The sequence below is a fragment of the Citrobacter sp. CK181 genome, assembly GCF_030333595.1.
Lineage (GTDB): Bacteria > Pseudomonadota > Gammaproteobacteria > Enterobacterales > Enterobacteriaceae > Citrobacter_B > Citrobacter_B koseri.
On the sequence record NZ_JAOWFN010000006.1, the window covers coordinates 289,552 to 313,834 of the forward strand.

The 24,283-nt window shown below is 52.6% G+C and carries 25 protein-coding genes and 2 pseudogenes; 10 read left to right on the forward strand and 17 right to left on the reverse strand.

The genetic code is table 11. The annotated features are described in order from the left end of the window. Nucleotides 1-459: a MarR family winged helix-turn-helix transcriptional regulator gene (locus tag OGW17_RS01870; RefSeq protein WP_012134229.1), complete on the reverse strand. Its 459-nt coding sequence runs from the start codon at nt 457-459 to the stop codon at nt 1-3. Nucleotides 460-608: 149 nt separating this feature from the next. Next, nucleotides 609-773, reverse strand: coding sequence for a DUF1127 domain-containing protein (locus tag OGW17_RS01875; RefSeq protein ID WP_065422769.1), 165 nt, complete (start codon nt 771-773; stop codon nt 609-611). 177 nt (nt 774-950) lie between these two features. Between OGW17_RS01875 and OGW17_RS01880 the strand changes: the two genes are divergently transcribed. Next, on the forward strand, nt 951-2,363 hold the full coding sequence (locus tag OGW17_RS01880) for an aminotransferase-like domain-containing protein (protein ID WP_071257448.1): 1,413 nt from the start codon (nt 951-953) through the stop codon (nt 2,361-2,363). A 55-nt stretch (nt 2,364-2,418) separates the two neighbouring features. Here OGW17_RS01880 and OGW17_RS01885 read toward each other — a convergent pair. After that, nucleotides 2,419-2,853 (reverse strand): annotated as a pseudogene (locus tag OGW17_RS01885) (Rpn family recombination-promoting nuclease/putative transposase); the annotation flags it as partial. A 166-nt stretch (nt 2,854-3,019) separates the two neighbouring features. Between OGW17_RS01885 and mdtM the strand changes: the two are divergent. Beyond that, nucleotides 3,020-4,261 carry a multidrug efflux MFS transporter MdtM gene (gene mdtM / locus OGW17_RS01890; protein WP_071257445.1) on the forward strand — a complete coding sequence of 414 codons (1,242 nt, stop codon included), beginning with the start codon at nt 3,020-3,022 and terminating at the stop codon, nt 4,259-4,261. A gap of 67 nt (nt 4,262-4,328) precedes the next feature. Here the strand turns inward: mdtM and metC are convergent, their stop codons facing one another. Next, a complete protein-coding gene (gene metC / locus OGW17_RS01895) occupies nt 4,329-5,519 on the reverse strand; it encodes a cystathionine beta-lyase (protein ID WP_071257442.1) in 1,191 nt (396 codons plus the stop codon). Nucleotides 5,520-5,538: 19 nt separating this feature from the next. Then, complete coding sequence (locus OGW17_RS01900) at nt 5,539-6,789, reverse strand: dicarboxylate/amino acid:cation symporter (RefSeq protein WP_047459152.1); 1,251 nt, start codon at nt 6,787-6,789, stop codon at nt 5,539-5,541. 226 nt (nt 6,790-7,015) lie between these two features. On the opposite strand from OGW17_RS01900, the gene OGW17_RS01905 reads away from it, so the two are divergent. From OGW17_RS01905 to trpS, 7 genes are all read left to right on the forward strand, one after another. Further along, entirely contained in the window at nt 7,016-7,942 is a 927-nt protein-coding gene (locus OGW17_RS01905; protein WP_012134237.1) for a LysR family transcriptional regulator, read from the forward strand. A gap of 41 nt (nt 7,943-7,983) precedes the next feature. Continuing rightward, entirely contained in the window at nt 7,984-9,264 is a 1,281-nt protein-coding gene (locus OGW17_RS01910) for a DUF445 domain-containing protein (protein ID WP_024130745.1), read from the forward strand. Between the two features lie 82 nt (nt 9,265-9,346). Continuing rightward, nucleotides 9,347-10,498: a double-cubane-cluster-containing anaerobic reductase gene (locus OGW17_RS01915; protein ID WP_071257439.1), complete on the forward strand. Its 1,152-nt coding sequence runs from the start codon at nt 9,347-9,349 to the stop codon at nt 10,496-10,498. A 9-nt stretch (nt 10,499-10,507) separates the two neighbouring features. After that, nucleotides 10,508-11,275 carry a putative 2-hydroxyacyl-CoA dehydratase activator YjiL gene (gene yjiL, locus OGW17_RS01920; RefSeq protein WP_049010406.1) on the forward strand — a complete coding sequence of 256 codons (768 nt, stop codon included), beginning with the start codon at nt 10,508-10,510 and terminating at the stop codon, nt 11,273-11,275. Further along, nucleotides 11,272-11,523: a putative Se/S carrier protein gene (locus OGW17_RS01925; RefSeq protein WP_071257436.1), complete on the forward strand. Its 252-nt coding sequence runs from the start codon at nt 11,272-11,274 to the stop codon at nt 11,521-11,523. Before yjiL ends, OGW17_RS01925 begins: the two co-directional genes overlap by 4 nt. A gap of 116 nt (nt 11,524-11,639) precedes the next feature. After that, a complete protein-coding gene (locus OGW17_RS01930; RefSeq protein WP_071257433.1) occupies nt 11,640-12,830 on the forward strand; it encodes an MFS transporter in 1,191 nt (396 codons plus the stop codon). Between the two features lie 253 nt (nt 12,831-13,083). After that, nucleotides 13,084-14,091 carry a tryptophan--tRNA ligase gene (trpS, locus tag OGW17_RS01935; protein WP_071257430.1) on the forward strand — a complete coding sequence of 336 codons (1,008 nt, stop codon included), beginning with the start codon at nt 13,084-13,086 and terminating at the stop codon, nt 14,089-14,091. Nucleotides 14,092-14,498: 407 nt separating this feature from the next. On the opposite strand, the gene OGW17_RS01940 is transcribed toward trpS, so the two are convergent. The 11 genes and pseudogenes from OGW17_RS01940 to OGW17_RS01990 all read right to left on the reverse strand — a co-directional run bounded on the left by OGW17_RS01940 (nt 14,499) and on the right by OGW17_RS01990 (nt 23,116). Then, a complete protein-coding gene (locus OGW17_RS01940; RefSeq protein WP_012134247.1) occupies nt 14,499-15,761 on the reverse strand; it encodes an aromatic amino acid transporter in 1,263 nt (420 codons plus the stop codon). A gap of 106 nt (nt 15,762-15,867) precedes the next feature. Continuing rightward, nucleotides 15,868-17,238, reverse strand: coding sequence for a tyrosine phenol-lyase (locus tag OGW17_RS01945; RefSeq protein ID WP_049010418.1), 1,371 nt, complete (start codon nt 17,236-17,238; stop codon nt 15,868-15,870). 1,139 nt (nt 17,239-18,377) lie between these two features. Beyond that, entirely contained in the window at nt 18,378-18,749 is a 372-nt protein-coding gene (locus OGW17_RS01950; RefSeq protein ID WP_071257427.1) for a TA system toxin CbtA family protein, read from the reverse strand. A gap of 38 nt (nt 18,750-18,787) precedes the next feature. Then, nucleotides 18,788-19,153 carry a type IV toxin-antitoxin system YeeU family antitoxin gene (locus OGW17_RS01955; RefSeq protein ID WP_071257424.1) on the reverse strand — a complete coding sequence of 122 codons (366 nt, stop codon included), beginning with the start codon at nt 19,151-19,153 and terminating at the stop codon, nt 18,788-18,790. Between the two features lie 25 nt (nt 19,154-19,178). Beyond that, nucleotides 19,179-19,400: pseudogene (locus OGW17_RS01960) on the reverse strand (DUF987 domain-containing protein). Further along, a complete protein-coding gene (gene radC, locus OGW17_RS01965) occupies nt 19,397-19,939 on the reverse strand; it encodes a RadC family protein (protein ID WP_071257422.1) in 543 nt (180 codons plus the stop codon). The pseudogene OGW17_RS01960 and the gene radC overlap by 4 nt, the downstream one beginning before the upstream one ends. 12 nt (nt 19,940-19,951) lie before the next feature. Next, nucleotides 19,952-20,395, reverse strand: a complete 444-nt coding sequence (locus tag OGW17_RS01970; protein WP_071257419.1) for an antirestriction protein — start codon at nt 20,393-20,395, stop codon at nt 19,952-19,954. Between the two features lie 30 nt (nt 20,396-20,425). Next, nucleotides 20,426-21,247, reverse strand: coding sequence for a DUF932 domain-containing protein (locus OGW17_RS01975; RefSeq protein WP_071257415.1), 822 nt, complete (start codon nt 21,245-21,247; stop codon nt 20,426-20,428). Nucleotides 21,248-21,366: 119 nt separating this feature from the next. Further along, complete coding sequence (locus OGW17_RS01980) at nt 21,367-21,840, reverse strand: YfjT/YkfB family phage-associated protein (protein ID WP_001546957.1); 474 nt, start codon at nt 21,838-21,840, stop codon at nt 21,367-21,369. 71 nt (nt 21,841-21,911) lie between these two features. Then, on the reverse strand, nt 21,912-22,364 hold the full coding sequence (locus OGW17_RS01985; RefSeq protein ID WP_053092357.1) for a hypothetical protein: 453 nt from the start codon (nt 22,362-22,364) through the stop codon (nt 21,912-21,914). 35 nt (nt 22,365-22,399) lie between these two features. Beyond that, nucleotides 22,400-23,116 carry a helix-turn-helix transcriptional regulator gene (locus OGW17_RS01990; RefSeq protein WP_049128142.1) on the reverse strand — a complete coding sequence of 239 codons (717 nt, stop codon included), beginning with the start codon at nt 23,114-23,116 and terminating at the stop codon, nt 22,400-22,402. Between the two features lie 71 nt (nt 23,117-23,187). On the opposite strand from OGW17_RS01990, the gene OGW17_RS01995 reads away from it, so the two are divergent. Beyond that, the gene (locus OGW17_RS01995) at nt 23,188-23,313 is read left to right on the forward strand and encodes a hypothetical protein (protein WP_260618800.1); all 126 of its coding nucleotides are present in this window, start codon (nt 23,188-23,190) and stop codon (nt 23,311-23,313) included. A gap of 46 nt (nt 23,314-23,359) precedes the next feature. Here OGW17_RS01995 and OGW17_RS02000 read toward each other — a convergent pair whose 3' ends face one another. Continuing rightward, nucleotides 23,360-24,235 carry a GTPase family protein gene (locus tag OGW17_RS02000; RefSeq protein WP_049128143.1) on the reverse strand — a complete coding sequence of 292 codons (876 nt, stop codon included), beginning with the start codon at nt 24,233-24,235 and terminating at the stop codon, nt 23,360-23,362. Nucleotides 24,236-24,283 lie beyond the last annotated feature (48 nt).

Sequence of the window (24,283 nt, forward strand, 5' to 3'; positions counted from 1 at the left end):
TTAATTATCTTCTTCGCGGATTAACCGCAGATTGCAGGCGATTTGATTTAATGTGGCGCTGAAGGCGGCAAGTTCCGCTTCCGGGATAGTACGGGTGACGCGTTGCTGATAGGTCTCAATCACCCGGTTCAGTTCTTCCAGCCTTGAACGGCCTTGCGCTGTCAGCGTCAGCAGGCGGATGCGTTTGTCATATGGCGATGTTGAACGCACCAGATAGCCCTGTTTTTCCAGTTGCGTGAGGGTACGCATCAGCGGTGGCAGCTCAATGCCCTGCACCTCCGCCAGTTCGCTGACCGAGACGTTATCACCCAACTGATGCAGTTGCATCAGCACCGTCCAGCTTGACTGCGTCAGGCCGGTATCGGTGATGGCAGCATCAATAATTGCACGCCACTGGCGTACCACCATTGCCATGCGCATCCCCATCGGACGGCGGGCAAACAGCTCATCTTCAGTCATCTCTCTTTCCCCTCTTAGCAGATGGGAAAATAATACTTATCAGGATAAGTATCAAGAAACAGCTGATAAGGAAGCATCAATTGATAAATTACGTGAATGTAAAAAAGGCCGGGCTGAATACAGCCCAGCCTCTGTGATGTTACGGTGGATCACTCAATCTGATCCCGTCGCAGCCCCACATCCTTTAACTGTTCATCGTTCATGCGTTGCAATACGCGCTGCGTCTGCGCCCGCAGTCGCCATCTTTTTATTGCCTGCCAGACCTGAACAAAACCAATAAACGGCTGTTTTGCGCGATTCTCGTGAAATTCCATACTCCACCTCCCCACCTGGTCAGAGGCTTTATCTTCCCGGATCTTCACCACCACAATACAGATTCAAAAAATACTTTTCTTTGCCATACAGATTGGCTAAAACGGTATCTGAACGCGATTTCGACCACCGTTCTGTACTGGTTTTTCCATCTGTATGGCAAGAGTGAGGGATACAGCATGACGCGTTACCAACATCTGGCTAATCTGCTGGCCGAGCGTATTGAGCAAGGGCTGTATCGCCACGGGGAAAAATTGCCCTCGGTACGTAGCCTGAGTCAGGAGCATGGGGTGAGCATCAGTACCGTACAGCAGGCATATCAGACGCTGGAGACGTTGCAGCTCATCACTCCACAGCCGCGTTCCGGCTACTTTGTCGCCCCGCGCAAGGCGCAACCGCCGGTGCCGCTGATGTCACGCCCGGTACAACGACCGGTAGAGATCACCCAGTGGGATCAGGTGCTGGACATGCTGGAAGGGCACAACGACAAATCAATCATTCCTTTCAGCAGCGGCGTCCCCGATATCCACCAACCCAGCCTGAAACCGCTCTGGCGCGAGCTAAGCCGCGTGGCGCAACATAACCTGGGGGCGGTGCTGGGCTACGATGAACTGGCCGGATACCGCGAACTGCGGGAACAGATCGCCCGCCTGATGCTTGACAGCGGTTCAGTCGTCAGCGCTGATGATATCGTTATCACCAACGGTAGCCAGAGCGGTTTGTCGCTGGCGCTGCTGACCGTCTGCCAGGCGGGTGATATTGTCGCCGTCGAATCCCCCGCCTATTACGGCACCATGCAGCTCCTGCGCGGCTTAGGAATAAAAGTCATTGAAATCCCGACCGACCCAGATACCGGTATCAGTATTGAAGCACTGGAACTGGCGCTGGATCAGTGGCCGATTAAAGGGGTTATCCTCGTACCAAACTGCAATAATCCCCTCGGGTTTATTATGCCGGACGCACGCAAACGGGCAGTGCTCAGCCTCGCACAGCGCCACGATATTGTGATTTTTGAAGATGACGTGTATGGCGAGCTGGCGACGGATTACCCGCGCCCCCGCACCATCCACTCCTGGGATATCGATGGTCGGGTGCTATTGTGCAGTTCGTTTACCAAATCCATCGCGCCGGGCCTGCGCGTGGGCTGGGTCGCTCCGGGTCGTTACCACGATCGGCTGCTGCATATGAAATACGCCGTCATCGGCACCAACGTTCCCGCCACGCAGCTGGCGGCGGCCACCTTCGTCCGCGAGGGCCACTATCACCGTCATGTCCGGCGAATGCGCCAAATCTACCAGCGCAACATGGAGATCTATACCTGCTGGGTACGCGAATATTTTCCCTGCGGGATCTGCGTCACCCGACCAAAAGGCGGCTTTATGCTATGGGTCGAGCTGCCGGAGCATATCGATATGGTCTGCGTCGCCAGACAGCTATGCCGCCTGAAAATCCAGGTCGCGCCGGGGTCACTGTTTTCCGCCTCCGGGAAGTATCGCAACTGCGTGCGCATCAACTGTGCGTTACCGCCGAACGAGAAACATCGTGAAGTGATGCAAAAACTTGGAGAGGCGGTGAAAGTGGCGATGGAATAAGCCCGCCCGGCAGAACGGCGTTTACCGGGCCAGTGATGCGCTGGTGGATATGTGTTTAGTGGTTCAGCGCGATAACCTCTTCAACAGCAAGTCCGGTGATACGTAAAACCGTATCGCGATCGATGCCGTCTTCCAGCATTGTACGCGCGATACGCTGCGCCTCAGCCCGTTGGCCTTGCTGTAAGCCTTGCTGCATACCCTCCTGGCGACCCGCTTCATGTAATCGTTCAGCTATCGTCATCAGACTCTCCTTGTGTTGGGGGGAACGTTCGGCCACCTCGTGAATAAACTGGCTAAAACGAGATGCATCGCCGCACTGCATCATATAATTAAACAGCACTTTAAGCTGGCTGTCGGTAGTGTATCCCATCACCAAAAGTGAGGCCAGTTGCTCCACCAGCCCCATCAGGTCACGCTGGCGGATATGTTTTTGTATCAACTCCAGCAAGGCAATACGCCGATGTTGCATGATCTCACTATCCGGCGTCACCTTACCTTGTCAGGATGCCAACGACATTCGGTATTATGCGTTGCTGCGAGGCGCTATCAACGATAAATTCACCTTTCTGCAAGGCGTACATTTTTTCTGAATACGCCACGCAGAAATGTTTCACTGTACCCGTTCAGGGTTTTCTCCGACATGGAGTGCGATTTATATGCAACGGATACGTCAATTCTTCTCCCGGCGCGCGACAACGCTATTTTTCCCGATGGCGCTGATTCTGTACGACTTTGCCGCCTACCTGTCGACGGATTTGATTCAGCCGGGCATCATCCATGTCGTGCATGATTTCAATGCCGATGTCAGCCTGGCTCCGGCATCCGTCAGTCTCTATCTGGCCGGAGGGATGGCATTGCAGTGGTTGCTCGGCCCGCTTTCCGACCGGATTGGCCGCCGACCAGTGCTGATTACGGGCGCGCTTATTTTCACCGTTGCCTGCGCCGCCACGCTCCTTACAACGTCAATGACGCAGTTTCTGGTCGCGCGTTTCATTCAGGGCACCAGCATCTGTTTTATCGCCACGGTCGGTTACGTCACCGTGCAGGAAGCCTTCGGCCAGACCAAAGCCATAAAACTGATGGCGATCATCACCTCAATAGTTCTGGTTGCGCCGGTTATCGGCCCGCTCTCAGGCGCTGCGCTAATGCACTTTGTTCACTGGAAAGCCCTGTTCGGCATTATTGCGCTGATGGGGCTGATCGCCCTGTGCGGCCTGGCGCTGGCGATGCCAGAGACGGTACAACGCGGCACGGCGCCGTTTAGCATTCCCGCCGTCCTCCGCGATTTTCGCCACGTCTTTCACAACCGGATTTTCCTCTTCGGCGCCGCAACGCTTTCGCTGAGCTACATCCCGCTAATGAGTTGGGTGGCGGTCTCGCCAGTAATCTTAATCGATGCGGGCGGCATGACCACCGCGCAGTTCGCCTGGGCGCAGGTGCCGGTGTTTGGCGCGGTAATCATCGCCAATATGATGGTCGCTCGGGTGGTGAAAGATCCCGGCGATCCGCGTTTTATCTGGCGCGCGCCGCCGATACAGCTTGTCGGTCTGGCCATCCTGATCGCAGGAAATCTGTTGTGGCCTCATGTCTGGCTGTGGTCAGTGCTGGGCACCAGTCTGTACGCTTTCGGGATCGGGATGATTTTCTCGACGTTGTTCCGCTTTACGCTGTTTTCCAACACTCTGCCTAAAGGTACCGTCTCAGCGTCGCTGAATATCGTCATCCTGACAGTCATGGCCGTCGCTATCGAAGTCGGACGCGGGTTGTGGTTTAACGGCGGCAAGATTCCGTTTCATCTGTTGGCGGTGGTGGCAGGAATTACGGCGGTGTTCACATTGAAAGGGCTGTTACAGCGCGTGCGTCAGTATGAGGTGACTGAACTGGCAACTGAGAAATAAACTCATGCCTGATGGCGTTACGCTTATCTGCGCCGACAGCAGGCCCCGCTATACGGGGCCTGCTTTTTTAAGCGATACGCGCAAACCCGGCGTCCAGGTCTGCGATAAGATCGCCCACATCTTCCAGCCCGATATGCACCCTGACCAGCGTGCCGCTGAAATCAACATCGCCAGCAGGACGGATACTGTTCAGTTCTTCCGGTTGGTTCGCCAGAATCAACGACTCAAATCCGCCCCATGAGTAGGCCATATGGAACAGCGAGAAGTTATCGAGGAAATTTGCCATCTGCTCATCGGTCAGCCGCTTTTTCAGCACGAATGAAAACAGGCCAGAGCTACCGGAAAAGTCACGCCGAAAGTACTCATGTCCAGGGCACTCCGGCAGCGCCGGGTGGTTCACTCGCGCCACTTCCGGGCGAGCCGAGAGCCAGCGGGCAATCTGAATACTGCTCTCCTGGTGCTGCTTCAGGCGAACTGACAGCGTGCGTAAACCGCGGCTGCCGTTATAAGCGCTATCAGCATCCAGCGTCTGCCCCATCAGATAAGAGTTCTCCCGCAGACGATCCCAGCAGCGGGCGTTAGACACTGCTGTTCCCAGCATACCGTCGGAATGGCCGATGGTGTATTTAGTACCCGCCTGAATTGAAATGTCCACGCCGTAGTCGAGCGCCTTAAACAGCACGCCGGCCGCCCAGGTATTGTCGATCATAATGACAATCTCCGGGTTCACCGCACGGATCGCCTTCACCATGCCCGGTACATCCTGAACTTCCATAGTGATGGAACTGGGTGATTCGAGGAACACCACTTTGGTCTCCGGGCGGATCAAATCGACAATGCCCGCGCCAATCAGCGGATCGTAATACGTCGTTGATACATCAAACTTGCTCAGAATCTTATTGCAAAAGTCCTGCGTGGGTTCATAGGCCGCACCGGTCATCAGGAGATGATCGCCGCCCTGCACAAAGGCGAGAATCGCATTCGTCACCGCCGCTGCGCCGCAAGGATAGAGCGCACAGCCAACGCCGCCTTCCAGCTCACTCATCGCCTTCTGAAACGCGAAGTGGGTATAAGTACCACGGCGACCATAGAACAGCTCGCCGTTCGCACGATTGGCCGTCGCAAATTTTTTGTCCTTCACGGTATCAAACACCAGTGAAGAAGCGCGCTGGATCACCGGGTTCACCGCTCCCTGGGTATAACGTTTGTCGCGTCCGGCGATAATTAACTGCGTGTCGAGCTTAACTGAATCTTTCATAACGTCTCCTGTTACATCCTTAATCCATGCGGAAAGCCGGGACTACTGCGTCCGTGGTGTTGATATCAGCGTTCACCGGTTTCTTTCCGGCGAAGCGCTCCACAATCTGCGCCGCGTTCAAATCATGAATTACGTTGATAAGCGTTGCAGGCGCATCCGTAATCGTGCCCAGCACCACCAGCATTGGAATGGCCTCCATCGGCAACCCCAGTGTGGTGACAATAAAGATCTCACCGAGGAATGCACCGCCAGGGACGCCGCCGACGATAATCGCCGAGAGTACGGCAATCAGCATCGTCAGGAAGAACGTTTCGGTGGTGAACTCCATGCCTAAAACGGAATAGATAAAAACAATCTTCAATGCGGCAATCATCGCCACGCCGCCCTTATTGAGGTTAACCAGCAGCGGGATGGAGACATCAACGATTTCCGGGTTAATGCCCATCGCCTTACCCGCACGCAGAGTCACCGGCAGCGTGCCGAGCGAGGAACACGTCCCCAGCGCGGTCACCGAAGGTTCAATGGCGTTACGCCAGAAGGCCTTCACCGCAGGTAGCCCGCCGCCAATGTAAGAGTAAAGAACAGAACCGAAGATGTAGTAAACCAGCGTGGCAACCATGAACAGGCCGATAGCCCGGGCAAAGGTCAGCAACAGGCCGGAGTCCTGACTAGCCATCGTCGCAGCGAAGTAACAGCCGAGGCCGATGGGAGCCACCTTCATGATGATCGCCACAATCTTCATGATCACCGTGTTGGCGTCTTCCAGCAGTGAGGCGATGCGTTTGCCCGCCTGTTCTGACTGCCCAATGGCGATCCCGGCGATAATCGCCATCACGATCAGCGCCAGAATATTCGATTTAGAAAACAGTCCGATAAAGTCGCTGGTGGTGATCATACTAACAAAATCCATCTTGCCGCTGCCCGCCTGCACGGATTGCGAAAGATCGATAGTCACCCCCTGCGCCGGGTTATACCAGAGCGCGAGCGCCACAATTCCGGCGGCCGGAATAAAAGCCATCGCGATAGAGACGATAAAGATAATCGCCATAATGCGTCCCAGACGTTTCAGGTCGGTCATGCTGGCGATAGAAGACATTACGCTGATCCCCACCAGCGGAACGATAATCATAAATAACAGGTTCAGGAAAATCTGACCTATCGGCTGGAGTTGACTTGCAAACGTCGGAGCATAAATACCTAATAAGCCGCCGACAACCAGAGCGAGTAATAAAATAAGTGAAGATCTGTAGGGTTCGAGTCGTGACCACATAACAGGCACCTTTTAATTTAAATTATATTAAATGAGATTAAATTCACAATTTTTCGCGTTCTTTCTTTTGCCTCCTGTTTAATTTGTGACATAACTCACTTAAGTTGTTATTTTTTCATTTTGTCAGCAAGTTATTTCCTGTGATTCAATAGTTACATGTTTCAAACGCGAATGTAACGGCCTATTCGTACCGTTTTTGCAAATCACTTGTGAATAAAAGGAAACAATGAACACATCCATTTCCCTGAAGCATTTAGAGTTTTTTATCAAGATTGTGGATTGCGGTGGATTATCTGAAGCCGCTGCCCAGCTTAACGTGTCACCTTCAGCGGTAAGTAAAAGTCTGGCAGCAATGGAAGATACGCTGGGTACAACGTTAATTAAACGTACCACCCGCAGTATTACCCTGACCGATGCCGGGCAATATTTATTTAACCGTGCGACTAAATTACTCAACGAGTTTGATGAAACCTTAAATACCACTTCCGGTTATTATCACAGCCCGCAAGGTGAATTACGCATAACCTGTTCAATTGCCTTTGGATATTCCCGATTAGTTAATCTGGTGGATAAATACCGTACTCAATATCCAGACGTGAATCTCTACATCGACCTCAACGATAATTTTGTGAATCTGAACGAAACGGATTTCGACATCGCTCTGCGCATCTCCACCGCGCCGCCGCAAAACTATGCCATGCGCAAGCTGGTGCCGATCCGCTGGGCGTGGTGCGCCTCCCCCGGCTATCTGGCGAAAAAAGGGATGCCGCAGCGTCGCGTCGAGCTGGTGAACCATGATTGCCTGGTCTATCCCGGACTCACCCCGGTGCTTAAAGTGGCGGACGAGCAGGAGCGCCTGCACCAGTTAAAGCTGCATATGCCGATCCAGGCCAACAGCAGTCTGGTATTGCTAAAATCGGTGCTGGAAGACCAGGGCGTGGCTTATCTGCCGACCTACCTGATTGGCGATCACATCCAGAAGGAGGAGATCACGCCGCTGATGCTCGACGGCACCATCACCTGCGAAACGCACGCCCTTTATGCGCTCTATTTCCCGAGTAAATACAGCAACCCGAAGGTGCGTTCGTTTATCGATTTTCTGGTGGCGGAACTGGGAACATTGCCTGCATGGGATAACTGGATCCCGGGATGATCTTTTGCACGATCCCCCCGTCTGGCTCTATCCTTAACGCTATGAATAAAATTGCTGAACTCAAACGCGCCAAACAACTGGCGCTCTCGCTGCTGCTGATTGCCGCCGCCACGTTCATCACGACGCTTTTCCTGCCGCCAAATTTTTGGGTACTCGGCATTAAAGCCATTGCGGAAGCGGCAATGGTGGGCGCACTGGCGGACTGGTTCGCCGTCGTGGCGCTGTTTCGTCGGGTGCCGATTCCGTTTATCGCGCAGCATACCGCCATTATCCCGCGTAATAAGGATCGAATCGGCGAAAATCTTGGCCAGTTCGTGCAGGAGAAATTTCTTGATACCCAGTCGCTGGTCGCGCTCATTCGCCGTCATGAACCAGCCTTGCTGATCGGCAACTGGTTCAGTCAGCCGGATAACGCCCGGCGGGTTGGGATGCATTTGCTGCAAATCATGAGCGGTTTTCTCGAACTGACGGACGACGCCCGTATTCAGCGCCTGCTCAAGCGGGCGGTACACAAAGCGATCGATAAAGTGGACTTCTCTGGCACCAGCGCGTTAATGCTGGAGAGCATGACCAAAAACGATCGTCATCAGGTACTGCTGGACACCCTGATCGCGCAGTTGATCGCCCTGCTTCAGCGCGACAGCTCACGCGCGTTTATCGCACAGCAAATCGTGCGCTGGCTGGAGACGGAACATCCGCTAAAAGCGAAAATTTTACCGACCGAATGGCTGGGGGAACACAGCGCAGAACTGGTTTCCGATGCGGTGAATTCGTTGCTGGATGATATCAGCCACGACCAGGCGCACCAGATCCGCCATGCCTTCGATCGCGCCACTTTTAAGCTGATCGACAAACTCAAAAACGATCCAGAGATGGCCTCCCGGGCGGAAAGCATCAAAGCGTACCTGAAAGAAGATGAGGCGTTTAACCATTATCTTGGTGAACTCTGGGCTGATTTACGCCAGTGGCTGAAGGCAGATATTAACGCAGAGGGTTCCCGCGTGAAGCAGCGGATCGCCCATGCCGGGCAATGGTTCGGCGAAACGCTGGTGGCGGATGATGCCCTTCGCGCTTCGCTCAACGGCCATCTGGAACAGGCTGCGCACCGGGTCGCGCCGGAATTCGCCGCGTTTCTGACGCGCCACATCAGCGACACGGTAAAAAGCTGGGATGCCCGCGATATGTCACGCCAGATAGAGCTGAACATCGGCAAAGATTTGCAGTTTATCCGCGTCAACGGCACGCTGGTCGGCGGCTCCATCGGGCTGGTGTTGTATCTGCTGTCGCAAATACCGTCCCTGCTGACGTTACCCAACTTTTAAGCAGATCAATAAACACCTGGTTTTTACATGGTTATAATGCGTGGTCTTTTCATTGTCTCCCGTGTTACGGGGAAGGAAAACCATGTCGCTTATTACCGATCTACCCGCCATTTTTAACCAGTTCTCCGACGCCCGTCAGAAAGGCTTTCTCACCGTTATGGATCTTAAAGAACAGGGAACCCCGCTGGTCGGCACCTACTGCACGTTCATGCCGCAGGAGATCCCGATGGCGGCGGGCGCGGTTGTCGTTTCCCTGTGTTCAACGTCGGACGAAACCATCGAAGAAGCCGAAAAGGATCTGCCGCGCAACCTGTGTCCGCTGATCAAAAGCAGCTACGGCTTCGGCAAAACGGACAAATGCCCCTACTTTTATTTTTCCGATCTGGTGGTGGGCGAAACCACCTGCGACGGCAAAAAGAAAATGTACGAATACATGGCCGAATTTAAGGCCGTACACGTCATGCAACTGCCCAACAGCGCCAATGACGCTGCCTCCCGTGCGTTATGGAAAGCAGAGATCCTGCGTCTGCAACAGGCTGTGGAAACGCGTTTTGGCCGCCCCATCAGCGAAACCGCCCTGCGCGACGCGATCGTATTGAAAAACCGCGAACGCCGCGCGCTGGCCAATTTCTACCGCGTCGGCCAGCTTAATCCTCCTGCTCTTAGCGGCAGCGATATCCTGAAAGTGGTGTACGGCGCGACGTTTCGTTTTGATAAAGAAGCGCTTATCGACGAGCTCAACGGCATGGCTGACCGCGTGCGCCAGGAGTGGCAGGACGGCAAGCGGCTGGACGCCCGCCCACGTATTCTGATCACCGGCTGCCCGATTGGCGGCGCGGCAGAAAAAGTGGTACGCGCCATTGAAGAAAACGGCGGTTGGGTCGTCGGATTTGAAAACTGCACGGGGGCAAAAGCCACCGAACAGTGCGTTGAAGAGACGGGCGATGTCTATGACGCGCTGACCGACAAATACCTCGCAATTGGCTGTTCCTGCATTTCGCCCAACGACCAGCGGCTGACGTTGCTCAGCCAGATGGTAGAGGAGTATCAGGCGGACGGCGTCGTGGATGTGATTTTGCAGGCCTGTCATACCTATGCCGTTGAGTCTATGGCGATTAAGCGCCACGTACGCCAGCAGCACAACATCCCTTATATCGCCATCGAAACGGACTACTCCACTTCGGATATCGGGCAACTCAGCACCCGCGTCGCGGCCTTTATCGAAATGCTGTAAGGAGCGCCCGTGACGTATTCGATTGGCATTGATTCCGGCTCCACGGCGACAAAAGGCGTTTTGCTGGCGGAGGGCGTTATCACACGCCGTTTCCTCTGCCCCACGCCGTTTCGCCCCGCCGATGCTATCCACGAGGCGTGGGAAGCGCTAAGCGCAGGGCTGGACACGCGCCCGTTTCTGACGCTAACCGGCTACGGACGCCAGTTGGTTGATTTTGCCGATAAACAGGTGACGGAAATCTCCTGCCACGGGCTGGGGGCGCGCTTCCTGGCTCCTGAAACCCGCACGGTCATCGACATTGGCGGCCAGGACAGCAAGGTTATTCAGCTGGATAACGACGGTAATCTCACCGACTTTCTGATGAATGATAAATGTGCCGCCGGAACCGGGCGTTTTCTGGAGGTGATTTCGCGCACCCTCGGCGCCAGCGTGGATCAACTGGATACGATCACCGACGGCGTTGAGCCTCATGCCATCACCAGCATGTGCACGGTTTTTGCCGAGTCTGAAGTGATCAGCCTGCGCTCTGCGGGCGTTGCGCCAGAAGCCATTCTTTCCGGCGTGATCAACGCGATGGCCAGACGTAGCGCCAATTTTATCGGCCGACTGTCTGCCGGGGGGCCGTTGCTGTTTACCGGCGGCGTCAGCCACTGTGCGGCATTCGCGCGTATGCTGGAAAGACACGTTGCGATGCCGGTTTACACCCATCCCGACGCGCAGTTTGCCGGGGCCATTGGTGCGGCGCTGATTGGTCAACGCCAGAGAAAACGCGGATGATGGAATATCTGTTTTTATTTCATTCGACGGTGGGCGTCATTCAGACCCGCAAAGCGCTTCAGGCTGCGGGAATGACCTTTCGGGTGGCGGATATTCCGCGCCAGCTACGCGGCGGCTGCGGGTTATGTATTTACCTGAGCTGCCCCCCCGGCGAAGAAACGCGGTGGATTATCCCCGGTCATACCGAATCCATCTATCGCTGTGTGGATGATGGCTGGCACTGCGTAAAAACGATCGACGCCTGCTGAATTTCCCAACGCGTATGCCTTGCCGGGCTCTCACACGCCCTCTATTTTTTACTTTTTATTATCATTTACACATGTAATATAACAAACACAAATTAACGCGCTAAGTGAGAGCAAGTATGGTTCAGGGCAATGCCGATTCAAACCGTCATGCCATCAGTACGGCACTCTTCGGCTTAATGGTACTAACACTGGGAATGGGGATCGGACGTTTTCTGTATACCCCGATGCTACCGGTCCTGCTGTCTGAAGGTCAGTTTACCTTCGCGGCGCTTTCCTGGATTGCCAGCGCCAACTACGCGGGGTATCTGGCGGGCAGCCTGTTGTTCTCCTTCGGCGCCTTTCACCTCCCCTCTCGCTTACGACCAATGCTGTTGACGTCGGCGGTAGCAACCGGAGGATTAATCCTTGCGATGGCGATATTTACGCAACCTGCCATCGTGATGCTGATCCGTTTTCTGGCCGGGGTCGCCAGCGCCGGAATGATGATTTTTGGCTCGATGATCGTCCTGCAACATACCCGTCACCCGTTTGTGATTGCGTCGCTTTTCTCCGGCGTTGGCGCCGGTATCTTGCTGGGCAACGAGTATGTTATCGCCGGTTTACGCTATGCGCTTTCTTCCCATATGCTGTGGTCAGGCGCTGCCGTTATCTCCGCCGTGTTACTGCTGCTCCTGGCGCTCCTCATCCCTGCCCGCGCCCACGCGTTGCCGCCCGCTCCTCCGGCGCCGACGCATCATCCGCTGATGCGCTGGTGGCAACTGGCGCTGCTATATGGCTTCGCCGGATTTGGCTACATCATCGTCGCCACCTATCTGCCGCTGATGGCGAAAAACGCGGGCTCGCCGCTACTCACCGCCCATCTCTGGTCACTGGTGGGACTGGCGATCGTTCCCGGTTGTTTTGGCTGGCTGTGGGCGGCAAAGCGCTGGGGCGTATTACAATGCCTGACGGCGAATCTGCTGATTCAGGGAGTCTGCGTCATACTCACGCTCGCCAGCGACGCACTGCCGCTTCTTATTATCAGCAGCATTGGTTTTGGCGCGACGTTCATGGGGACAACCTCGCTGGTGATGCCGCTGGCGCGGCAGCTGAGCGTGCCGGGGAATATCAATCTGTTGGGTCTTGTCACGCTTACCTACGGCATCGGTCAGATCGTCGGCCCACTGTTAACCAGCCTGCTAGGCAGCGGCACGGAGGCGATCGCCAGCGCAACGCTTTGCGGCGCTGCGGCCTTATTTTTCGGCGCCGTCATCAGCATGATTCAACTTGTTAAGCAGCGGCAGTTTACGCAAAAAAGAGAATGCTGAAGAGCGCTGATGGCAAGCAGAGTGAACAGGTTGCCCATTAACAACCCTGACATAGCAGGTTTACCCCTGCGCTTAACCGTGATACGGTCATTTTTATGAATAAACAGACTGCGATTCCCCAACGCCATAACCGCTGGTGGCTGCCTGACTAAAGGCGGCACGGTTCTGTTTTATCCCCGTATTAATAGCCGCCGAAAGGCGGCTATTGCGTTCCAGAGACGTCTTTCGGTTTTTTCACGTAAAGGAGTCTTTGATGAACACAAAACCCACCATTCTGACCGGCGATCGCCCTACGGGCACCCTGCACCTCGGGCACTACGTTGGCTCACTGCGCCAGCGCGTTGCCTTGCAGCATACCCATCAACAATTTGTGCTGATTGCTGACCTGCAAGGGCTGACCGATAACGGTACGAACCCGCAAAAGATCCGCGACAACATCCCGGAAGTGCTGGCGGATTATCTGGCTGCCGGAATCGACCCTGCACTCACCACGCTCTGCCTGCAATCCGCCTTACCTGCACTGGCGGAACTGACCATGCTGTATATGAATGTCGTCACTGTCGCCCGCGTAGAGCGTAATCCGACGGTGAAAAATGAAATTGCGCAGAAAGGCTTTACCCGCTCGTTACCGGTCGGATTTATGGTCTACCCCATCAGCCAGGCGGCGGATATCACCGCGTTTAAAGCGGAATATGTGCCCGTAGGAGACGATCAGTTGCCGATGATCGAGCAGACTAACGAAATTGTACACAAGATGAACAGCCTGCTACCTGCCCCGCTGCTACGCCACTGTCAGGCGATTCTGAGCGACACCGGCCGTCTGCCCAGCATTGATGGCGGCGCTAAAATGTCAAAATCTCTCGGCAATACCCTGCAACTCTCCGCCAGTGAAGATGCGATCCACAAAGCGGTTAGCGCCATGTACACCGATCCTCACCACCTTAACGTCAGCGATCCGGGTCAGATCGAAGGAAATGTCGTGTTCACCTGGCTGGATGCCTTTCACCCGGACAAAACGAAAGTCGCGGCGATGAAAGCGCATTATCAGCAGGGCGGGCTTGGCGATCGCACCTGTAAAAACGAACTGGAAACCTGTTTGCAGGAGTTGATTGCCCCAATGCGCGAACGGCGGGCAACCTATATTCAGGATAAAGGCATGCTGATGCAGATACTGCAACAAGGCAGTGAACGGGCGCATGAGGTCACACAGACAACGCTACGGGAAGTGAAACGCGGGCTGGGATTGCCCATACTATTTTAACGCTTGTCAACCCGGCGGCAGGGTTGCCGATCGTGTTACTCCTCCACATTTTGCAGAGTGAACAAAAAGCTTTACACCGCGCACACGATAAGAACGATGCGGCGATCTTTTACGCAATGCCTGCGCTGACTAAAATAGCGCCTGCATTTTAAACAGAGGATTGTTGTTATGTTGTTCTGGAAAAAGATGGTGAAGAAGATCGACGCATTCTCAACGTTGATTCCACCACGCTACTTCCGGGTGTAAATCCAGGCAGGCCTGTCAGCGACAGGCCTGATTGCTTTTATGAGTTTTATTCTTGCGCAGTCCGCATTTTCTTAACACCACCACCCACATCCTCAGCCAGGCGTAACGATAAACCAGCGGATGCTGTAACCTGAGTAATGTCAGAAACATAGCGCCTCCCGCTAACGGAACGTCGGCAGTAAACCAAACACATCCAGCACCACCGTCAGATACACAATCCCTCCGCCGACAATCACCAGATTCAGCACCGTATTGTTACAGGGGGCGGTATAACGCGCCGTGGCAAAACGCTTACGGGACGCTTTCACCAGAAATGGCGGCAGGATCACGCTCCAGATGGTAAACGCCAGTCCCGCATAGCCAATCGCGTGGACAAAACCATTCGGGAAAAAGAAACAGACGGCAGCGGGCGGGAAATAGGTCACCAGCGCGGTTTTCAGTCTGCCGATGCCGTTATCCGGGAAGTGGAACAGATCGGCAATATAATCAAACAGACCCAGCGTAGCGGCCAGCAGCGAACTGGCAACGGCAAAGTTACCGAAAAAGGTCAGGATTAAATCCATATAGCGACTGGTAAACAGCCCACTGATGGCTTCCACAAACACATCAATATTGCCGCCTTTGGCAATGATCGGCGAAAACTCGGCGCGGCTGATATTGCCCATCGTCACCGCCAGCCAGAAGATATAGAGCAGCACGGCAAACAGGGTGCCAATCACGATGGAGCGCGTAATATGGGATACGCCGTGGGTGCCATACAGTTTCACCAGACTCGGCACATTGCCGTGAAAACCAAAGGAGATAATGCAGAACGGCAGCGTCATCAGAATATAGGGCAGATATTGCGTATTCGGCAGTGCGATGGCGACGCTATCGACCAGTTTCGCCACCTCAATATGGCCGATTAGCCCGGAGAACGTGGCAAAGAACGCCACAAACTTACCGACGATCAGAATGGTGGTGATCCGCCCGACCAGCAGCGAGCTATACCAGGCGATTACGCCAACCAGCATACTGACGACAATAACGGAGATGTTTGCCGGGAAACGAAAACCGCTATATTTAAACACCGTCTGCGCCATCACCGCCGATGACCCGGAGATATACGCATAGGTTAAAATATAGAGTACAAAACCAAAGGCGATGCCAACCACGATATTCCACTTTCGCCCTAATAGATCCTGAGTAAAGGTGTTAAAACTGGCTCCGGCACCATAGTGAAGGTTCACTTCCACCAGCATCAGGCCGGTTAATAACATCATGATGGCAATAACGATCAGAATAACAGAGGCGCCGGGAAACCAGACTCCCGCCATCGCAATAGGCAGGGAGAACATTCCCCCGCCGACTACTGTTGCGATGACAAGCATCGTCCCGCTAATAAGTCCGGGGGAACTCTGTCGTTCAATGGCATTAATATCCATGATAAATGTTCCTGTTGACTATTAATTATAATTACGGCTGTCATTTGTACATCTTCGGATAATAAAAAACAAAAAGCCCCATTTAAAAATGGGGCTATCAATACCATTAAATATAATCAAAACGTGCAGTAAAGAAGCGCAACTGCTTAGGCTCATAAATAAACTTCAGCCCGCGAATATCCTCTTTATGCTTATAGAGTTTAATAATGCCATCGGCCACCACATCCATATGCGCATAAGTATAAACGCGGCGTGGAATAGTCAGGCGTACCGTTTCCAGTTTTGGCCGGTGGTGATCGCCCGTCTCTTTATTACGCCCTGCGGAGATAATGCCACGCTCCATGCTGCGCACGCCCGTTTCCATATAGATGCTTGCCGCCAGACTCTGCGCCGGGAACTGGTCCTGGGTCAGGTGTTCGCAGAAGCGACGAGCATCAAGGAATACCGCATGGCCGCCTACCGGTTCAACAATCGGCACACCTGCCGCCTTCAGCTTATCGCCCAGATAACGAACCTGCTTCACGCGGTGCTCGATGTACTCAAACTGCATGGATTCACGCAGACCAATGGCCATTGCTTCCATGTCGCGCCCGGCCAGACCGCCGTAGGATGGCATCCCTTCATATACCACCACCAGCTCTTTAGCCGCCGAGAACATCTCATCATCGTTCATGCACAGGAACCCGCCGATATTCACCAGGCAGTCTTTTTTCCCGCTCATGGTACACCCATCGGCGTAGCTGAACATCTCATGGACGATCTCTTTGATGCTCTTGTTCTCAAAGCCTTTTTCCTGCTCTTTGATGAAATAGGCGTTCTCTACGCAGCGGGTTGCATCGTAGAAGACTTTGATGCCATGCGCCTGCGTCAACTCCCTGACGGCACGCATATTCGCCATCGAGACCGGCTGACCGCCCGCAAGGTTCACCGTCACCGCCAGACAGATATAGGCAATATTTTCAGCGCCCTTTTCGTCAATCAGTTTTTGCAGCTTTTTAAGATCGATATCGCCTTTAAAGGCGATATTCAGACCGGCATCGTGCGCCTCATCACGGACGATATCCACAAAGGTGGCGCCATTTTTTTCCTGATGATAACGCGTGGTAGTGAAATACATATTCCCTGCAACATATTGCCCCGGTTTAATCGCCAGCTGCGATAGCAGGTTTTCCGCCCCGCGCCCCTGGTGCGTAGGAACAATATGTTTAAAGCCAAACAGCTCCTGAACCGTTCTTTCCAGATGATAAAAGTTTTCACTGCCTGCGTAGGCCTCATCACCAATCATCATCCCGGCCCACTGCTTATCACTCATGGCGTTCGTACCACTGTCCGTCAGCAGGTCGATATAGATATCTTTCGAGTTCAACAGGAAGGTATTGTAGCCCGCTTCCTGCATTTTTTGGATGCGCTCATCACGCGAGATCATAGATACAGTTTCAACGCTTTTAATACGGAAGGGTTCTGCCGGATAATTCATTTTGTTTCTCCAGTTAACAGTGGTCATGTTCGTATTAATGTGAAGTAAAGCATACCTGGTCCATCAATAAAGATTGATGGAATATAACTATCCGCCTCCTGATTCAGGGGGAGAAATAATGTGAGGGCACTATGCAAGATTTAATTCATGAAGAAAATAGCTCCGTCAATATTCGCCATTGGCGTAAATCATAAAATCTGTAAATACGCGTGATTTAAATCACATAGCATTTTTTTACTGACTCAATTTCAACAAGTTATTTTTTATCTTTTGAATTGCAGTTTCCCTCCAGACGCGGTAAAAGAGAGAAAGCAGTGAAAACTTAACTTTCCAGCCTCTTTTCCGCTCACATTGTCGATTTTGTATACCAGGCTATTGTGAGATTGCGATCACCCTCCGCGCTTAATTTTGTGACTTACATCACTAAAAGTGTAAAGTAAAGTTTACGATACAGATCGATTTCAGAGATTACGATTTGCTTCAGGGATGAGGTTCACATTTTTTGGCATGGATTTGGGGAGAGTAGATAAGCAGCAAAGTTCACGTAGTTTGAGAATAAAAAGAGACCGTCGAACACAACGTTGCCAGTGGTTTTGATGAAGAACATTACTCTCTGCTGACGAGGTGGGATTCGCTATCCAACAGACACGCAAACAATGTGGCCCATCATAAAAGTTTTGATAAAGGAACGATTGGACCAAACGAGACTATGCACGTACAGATGTCGAAGATGATGAATGGAGGCAGGATTGTCGACAGGCTGTACTGTGTTCTGCCGACAAGCCGATTGACGTGCCGTAAGGGCTTGTAGAATGGTACATGAGAGAGGTGTTAAGGGGATAAGTGCGAAGGCCGGACTCGAACATTACAATTAACCCCTTGAATTAAAATCAATAAAAACAAAATAATTTTATGCGTACCAACGCAGATACCAACATATTAATTCATTAGATTTGGGACTCGAATCGGGGCAAAGCCAAGTGAACAAAAATTCCCCTAAGAGTGGATGATACAGATAAAGATGAGGAGCAGGCTTTAGCCTTGGCGAACTCCTCATTATCTTTTTACTGGTAGCTTCCCTACATTGGACAGCATTGTATCAATGTTGTCGATATCAACATTAATTGATTTCCCATTGCTTATAGCTCCTGATGATGGCCTGCCGTTACCCTAGTAACAATTTTGTGATCGCTGCGTTTCATCAGACCGGAGGCTTTCCGGGCACGTAGAATATCGATACTGGTGATGAACGGTGACTTCTCCATGACAGAGCAATCATTACAGTCAATTCTTACCAGCTCATATTTTTCGACAAGAAAGTTCACCGCATCGCAGAGCGATACTCCAGCATCAATGTGTTCCAGTATGGTGGTTTCATTACTGAACGGTGTGTCATTCAACGTCAGACCATAGTGCTGCGACAACAGACAAGTCAGTAACCGCTGCCAGATTTCAACGGGTGACAGGCAGGGCTGAGTCGCCCGTGTCGGGTGTGATGATATGGTTTGCATGATGTTTGCTCTGTGAGTTTAAGAGGATAAGTGGGGATTTACTGCGGCTCAGTTTGCTCAGGATAGATAGCAATGTAGACATAACCACATGAGCCTAGTGTATCGGCTTCGCAGGTGAGTCCATTGTGGTAAAGCGTGACGCAGTGCGGGTGGCGAGGGTTAAGCTCTCCACTGGTCAGCATCAGCTCAAGTTGCTTCATCATTAACGGAAATGCCTGGTCAAGGCGCAATGCAACATCGACGGCAAATGCCCCGCTAAATCCTGCGCGGTCAGGGAGAAAATATAGTCGGTTGCCCTCCTGTACCAGACGGGCACCAAAACAGGGGGTAATAGCACGTTTAAGCCCCCATTGCTGGCAGGCGGGATTCTCCGGCTTTGTACCGGATTCTGAGTGATTGTTCATTATTGTTCCTGATTAAAGGGAAGGATTAATTAAGAGTAACGCTTCGAAGAATGACATAGGGACCATTGCGGTCTTGACGACGTTCAGCAAATACAGCCAGAACGCCGCGTATGTCCTGAACTTCCCGGCCAGCATAATGGCAGATACTGCCGGACCATTTATATTTGCCGGTACAGAAGCGAAACAGCCGGGAGCCTGGATGCTGTCGGTACTAAGCCATTGCCTGACGTTTACTGATGATTTTCATATCCAGCCTCGCTCAGCAAATGACACAATGCCCTCTGAGCCGATAACCAGATGATCAAGCGTGTTCACATCAACCAGTGCCAGGGCTTCTTTAAGCCTGCCCGTAATGTTGCGATCGCATTGGCTGGGCTCCGGATCACCGGATGGATGGTTATGTGCCAGTACGACAGCTGCAGCATTAAAGCGAAGCGCTGACTTCACTACCTCTCGAGGATGGACCTGGACATGGTTAATCGAACCGGCAAATAGCGTTTCACTCTCCAATAAACGGTGCTGGTTATCGAGATAGAGCACCATAAACACTTCCCGTTCTTGTCCTGCCAGATGTAACCGAAGCCAGTCACGGGCAGCAGTACTAGAGGTAAAGGATATACCGGGCTGGCGCAGATATTTATCCAGCAGGTTGATGGCACGACGAATGGTGCGTTGGGCATAGGGGGTTAATCCGGAGGTCGCGGGGAGCAAACAACCATGCTGGGCCATAATCGCCAGTGGAAAGAGTTCAGGCTGAGATGACAGCGGGGATAATGCGGTATTCATGTTCGGTATCCCTCAGTCGATGAGATGCATAATGGCGCTGCACTCTGGATGGTTCAGCGCGTAGTCGCGTAAGCGATAATAGTGCTCAGTCATCGCGTCACACTCGGTGCGACAGGCGTGGTGGTTGTAAGCCATCAGACAGGCGACCATCCCTGCAGCTTCACTGGCAAGCTCTGCGCCATTTCCGTTCATGCTGTTGAACAATGTCCACTTCTCATCGTGATCTGACTCGGGAGCCATAAAAGCGCCGCCGTTGCTGAGTGTCGAAAAGCGCCAGATACCACCTTGGTAATCGGCACACAGCCGATCCATCCAGGCGAAAATGCGAGGTTCAAGGGTTATCCATTGTGGGATGGAGCCAAAGTGCTGCGGCCAGAAGCCGATGCGTAACTCGTCCGGGACCACTGAGGCAGTAATTGCGGTATGCTCCGCGAACTGATGATTTTGTGTATTCATTAAACTATCTCCTTATGCCGGAACGGTTGTTTAACGCCCGAAAAAATCGAGCATGTTTTCTGCCATTACCCACAGGGCGCGATTGAGCTTCACATCGCCATCAATACCGGTAACAGCACGGGTGCGGCTGCTTTTCCCCTGAGCGGTTCGCCCTGACAATCCCCCTTTCATCAGGTTCTCCTGCACGCGCTGGTATACGGTCCACAGGTCATCGCTGTAGTCCTCCCGACGACGTGGGGTAAGCAACTGCGATACCGTGACCGGCTGGTGGTCTTCACCAAAGCGATACTTCAGCGCAGCATTCGCCAGGGCGTTACGGGCTGGTTCTGGCAGTGCCAGTAACTGCATTGCATCGCGCTTCTCCTCCACCCGGTCAAACACACCGAGCACTTCGTAAGCCCCTTCAATCACCTTCTCAACGACATTCCCTTTATGTGGTACCCGCACTTCGCCGAATGACTGACCGCAGACCAGACCATTAGTACAGACGCCACGAAACAGTCCCGGCAGCATCTGGTAGCTTGATGAGCCGTCATGGCTGTTAAGCAGAATGATTTCCGGCACCTGATGTCCGGTCAGTTGACCGGCACGACGCAGGCGAAGCATATGTTTGGTGTGTTCCCGCTTGCTCTGGTCGCGAACCTTTGTCTGGCAGGCAAAGAACGGCTCAAAGCCTTCACGCTGCAGGTTTTCGAGGATGGTGATGGTCGGGATGTAGGTGTACCTGTCTGAACGAGATTCATGCTTGTCACTCCCGAACACGCTGGGTACATGACTCATCAGCTCTTCGTGGGTCAGAGGCCGGTCACGGCGTATCTGATTTATACGACCAAAGCGGCTGGCTAATCGCATGGCTAACTCCTTATCTGATAATAAATTAAAAACAAAAAGGCCATGTTCCCGAAGGAGCATGGCCTGTTGCTATCTGGTGTTGGTATGTTGTGGGGTGAAGAGGTCTGAAATGTAAGTAACTAATCGCTGTAGTGTGTGGTCCGGCACTCACTGAGGTCAGACAGCTCTTTTTGCGTATTCTTCAGACCCGGACTGAAAGTGCCTACTTTTTTATCGCTGACATAAACATCGAAATTTGCTGCCTGCCCCAGTGCGTCAATAAATGACACCCAGGCATTATCGCCATTCCTCCAGCCGAGGGATGAAGGTAATGGGAACTGACTGTTATCCATGACGACCGTTATTTCCGTCCCGTCGTCATGAGAACTTACTGATGTTCCATCAGGCAGGGTGAGATTAACGCCGTGTTGCAGAATATTCTGCGCATCCGGATTGCCAGTACAGTTCAGATTAAACACCACCTTATCCGGGCTGGTAATGATATATTCGGTCACGCCCATCCCAAAACCACTCGTCCACATATTGGGAATAGCCTGTGCTGTTGATACAGAAGCCAGCATAGCTAATGTAACTATTACATAAGGCAGTCGCATAATGTTGTCCTCAAATCATGTAATAAAGCTTTTGTTATTTAAAACAATAAAGTAACGAAAAAACAGTGGGATTATTTTATTTGTTTGTAGCGAAACGCTTCTTTCCCTGCATAAATCCCGACGAGATCGTCATAACGAGGGTCCTTTTTATTCGGGCGGAACGTTACTTTCATATCGGGACTGCACATATCCTTCATGGTGAGATTGAATTCTTTACCTGGCGTAATGGTATACCCTGTTGCCACATCGTCTTTACTGGGAGTGATCCACCCCCAAATGCCCCCCGGACAATCTCTGGAAGGTTTCGAGCGAACAACAATAAACCATCCCATTGAATCCACTTCCGTCGCTGTACACAGTTTTCTGACCTGGCGGTGGGCATCACACCAGAATATGTTCCCACTCTTATTATTCACTGCCGCAGGCAGAAACCCGCTATAAGGACGTGCTGCGTGAGCACTACCTGTGATAAGTAAGGGGAACAACATGACTGGTAGTAAAGACAACAATTTCAATTCTTTCATTAGATTAACCTTACATTCAATTGTGGAGACCATCTCTAATCAGTTTGTCCGGATTGCCGCCGACTTTCTGATGGAGAAAATGAATTCAGCGACTGCTGAATAAAACGGAAATGAGGTAAGGCAGAGATAAAATGCTTATCCTCCGACAACTGATAGAGAAGCTCACTGCGAATAAATGTTTCCCGCGATGGCCTTACCAGATGAATCTCATCCAGCCGGAAGACACGTAATTGCCTGTTATGTTCAGCGACAAGATACCAGTAACCGTCAAGAGCGATTAGCCGGTAAGGTGCAACGGCCTCATGACGCTCCCCTTCAGTCAGAATGGTGATGCGCTGACATCCCGAAATAGCTCTGACCAGCCTGTAGAAGGAGAGCTTTCCTGCCGGGGGGTGAGGTCTGTCCTGATGCCATACCAGACAGGGTCGTTCATCACAGTCCAGCAGGCTGCTTACCAGTCGCCGGTCAAAGCCCGGGAAAACCCCGGCCAACCCTGTGCGGTGAGCAAAGGTCAGAATATCTATTTCCTGCCGCGTACTGTGAATATCTGAGCGCAGACTGCACTGCCCCTGGTAGTAATCCAGGTCGAGATACATCAGCCGCTCCCGAAAGTCACGACGCAGCGTGCGCTCTGACACCCCGAATTCAGTTGCCAGTTTGCGAATAAACAGAGTTTCACCGGACACCAGGCGGCTAATAATCAACGACAACCTGACGGCAAGCCGGTCATGTCGCCGCTCCTGAAGCGTCATGAAAGATTTCTCCTGAGAAGTTAACTCTCTGAATTAATAATGATTACTTTAAAGGAAGGGGTGGACAGGGTATGGACAACATCGGAACTATTTTTTATTTGCGCCCCGGGCTTGTGAGCGCTCGTCTGACAGATAATGATACTTCTCCTGATTTAGTTGATGATAAAACGCAATGGAAAGGACGTGTCCACAATTAACACATCATTAACAACAAGTTCATCATTCGCAGAGAAAATTGCGATATCAGAAGAATATCCAGTCCCAGACGGCCCGTGCGACCGACACCACCGCATCACGCACGCTACGAATCATCGTTTTCAGCGATGCAGACAGGAACGAAGATGATTCTGCGGTATCGAAAACCCGGCCCACAGCGTCACCGAAACTGTCACGGGCCTGCGACTTTACCGGCTCTGTGCAGAATCTCCCGTGCAATTGTGTCACCACCGGGCTGGTGGCGCGGTCAGGCAGACAACGCATAATGGTTGCCACCATCTCCTCAATGCCCCATCCAGTGCGGGCGGACACCACACAGACCGGATGATGCGGTTTAAACATCGCCATAATCGCAGCCTGCTTCGCTTTAAGATTTCCCAGTTGGTGCGGTGAAGGTTTGCTGGTGAGGGTATCCCATTCATGACAGGGTTCGGTTTTGTCGGCCTGGTTTATCACAAACAGTACCTTTTGCCTGTAAGGTTGCATCACGCCGTGCCAGAACTGCTCGTCCACGGTCAGAGCCCGATCGTCGGCCTTAATGACCCACAGCACCAGGTCCAGCTCCGGCAGCATACGACGGTACAGGGCACGGTATTCGTGATCCCGCCACCCGTTTTCACCTACCCCCGGTAAATCGACAATCACCAGACTGTGACGACCGCTGCGCAACCGGAAGCGCAGTACGTCGCGAGTACAGGAGTTCACGTCACTCACCGGGGATACCTCGCCCCGGAAAAGTTCGTTGCAGAGAGAGGATTTACCAGCACCACTTTTGCCCATGATGCCAATCACCGGCTCGTAATGGGTCAGGTTCTGGATACGTTCAAGAATAAGCTGGCGAAGTGTGAACGGAAGCGACGCGAGCGGTTGTTCAAGGGCCTGAAGGCAGTCAGGTTTATTCATACAGTAGCCTCAGCGTGAAAAATAAAAAAACCGCGTTCCAGTCAGGAA

Excerpts from the sequence above, each read along its gene's own strand:
- OGW17_RS01955 (WP_071257424.1), bottom strand. The coding sequence starts at position 19,153 with ATGAACAATCACTCAGAATCCGGTACAAAGCCGGAGAATCCCGCCTGC.
- OGW17_RS01950 (WP_071257427.1), bottom strand. The coding sequence starts at position 18,749 with ATGCAAACCATATCATCACACCCGACACGGGCGACTCAGCCCTGCCTG.
- OGW17_RS01945 (WP_049010418.1), bottom strand. The coding sequence starts at position 17,238 with ATGAATTATCCGGCAGAACCCTTCCGTATTAAAAGCGTTGAAACTGTA.
- OGW17_RS01930 (WP_071257433.1), top strand. The coding sequence starts at position 11,640 with ATGGTTCAGGGCAATGCCGATTCAAACCGTCATGCCATCAGTACGGCA.
- radC (WP_071257422.1), bottom strand. The coding sequence starts at position 19,939 with ATGAATACCGCATTATCCCCGCTGTCATCTCAGCCTGAACTCTTTCCA.
- OGW17_RS01975 (WP_071257415.1), bottom strand. The coding sequence starts at position 21,247 with ATGCGATTAGCCAGCCGCTTTGGTCGTATAAATCAGATACGCCGTGAC.
- OGW17_RS01980 (WP_001546957.1), bottom strand. The coding sequence starts at position 21,840 with ATGCGACTGCCTTATGTAATAGTTACATTAGCTATGCTGGCTTCTGTA.
- OGW17_RS01880 (WP_071257448.1), top strand. The coding sequence starts at position 951 with ATGACGCGTTACCAACATCTGGCTAATCTGCTGGCCGAGCGTATTGAG.
- OGW17_RS01995 (WP_260618800.1), top strand. The coding sequence starts at position 23,188 with ATGGACAACATCGGAACTATTTTTTATTTGCGCCCCGGGCTTGTGAGC.
- OGW17_RS02000 (WP_049128143.1), bottom strand. The coding sequence starts at position 24,235 with ATGAATAAACCTGACTGCCTTCAGGCCCTTGAACAACCGCTCGCGTCG.
- OGW17_RS01870 (WP_012134229.1), bottom strand. The coding sequence starts at position 459 with ATGACTGAAGATGAGCTGTTTGCCCGCCGTCCGATGGGGATGCGCATG.
- OGW17_RS01900 (WP_047459152.1), bottom strand. The coding sequence starts at position 6,789 with ATGTGGTCACGACTCGAACCCTACAGATCTTCACTTATTTTATTACTC.
- OGW17_RS01990 (WP_049128142.1), bottom strand. The coding sequence starts at position 23,116 with ATGACGCTTCAGGAGCGGCGACATGACCGGCTTGCCGTCAGGTTGTCG.
- OGW17_RS01875 (WP_065422769.1), bottom strand. The coding sequence starts at position 773 with ATGGAATTTCACGAGAATCGCGCAAAACAGCCGTTTATTGGTTTTGTT.
- OGW17_RS01940 (WP_012134247.1), bottom strand. The coding sequence starts at position 15,761 with ATGGATATTAATGCCATTGAACGACAGAGTTCCCCCGGACTTATTAGC.
- OGW17_RS01910 (WP_024130745.1), top strand. The coding sequence starts at position 7,984 with ATGAATAAAATTGCTGAACTCAAACGCGCCAAACAACTGGCGCTCTCG.
- OGW17_RS01970 (WP_071257419.1), bottom strand. The coding sequence starts at position 20,395 with ATGAATACACAAAATCATCAGTTCGCGGAGCATACCGCAATTACTGCC.
- mdtM (WP_071257445.1), top strand. The coding sequence starts at position 3,020 with ATGCAACGGATACGTCAATTCTTCTCCCGGCGCGCGACAACGCTATTT.
- trpS (WP_071257430.1), top strand. The coding sequence starts at position 13,084 with ATGAACACAAAACCCACCATTCTGACCGGCGATCGCCCTACGGGCACC.
- OGW17_RS01905 (WP_012134237.1), top strand. The coding sequence starts at position 7,016 with ATGAACACATCCATTTCCCTGAAGCATTTAGAGTTTTTTATCAAGATT.
- OGW17_RS01915 (WP_071257439.1), top strand. The coding sequence starts at position 9,347 with ATGTCGCTTATTACCGATCTACCCGCCATTTTTAACCAGTTCTCCGAC.
- metC (WP_071257442.1), bottom strand. The coding sequence starts at position 5,519 with ATGAAAGATTCAGTTAAGCTCGACACGCAGTTAATTATCGCCGGACGC.
- OGW17_RS01925 (WP_071257436.1), top strand. The coding sequence starts at position 11,272 with ATGATGGAATATCTGTTTTTATTTCATTCGACGGTGGGCGTCATTCAG.
- OGW17_RS01985 (WP_053092357.1), bottom strand. The coding sequence starts at position 22,364 with ATGAAAGAATTGAAATTGTTGTCTTTACTACCAGTCATGTTGTTCCCC.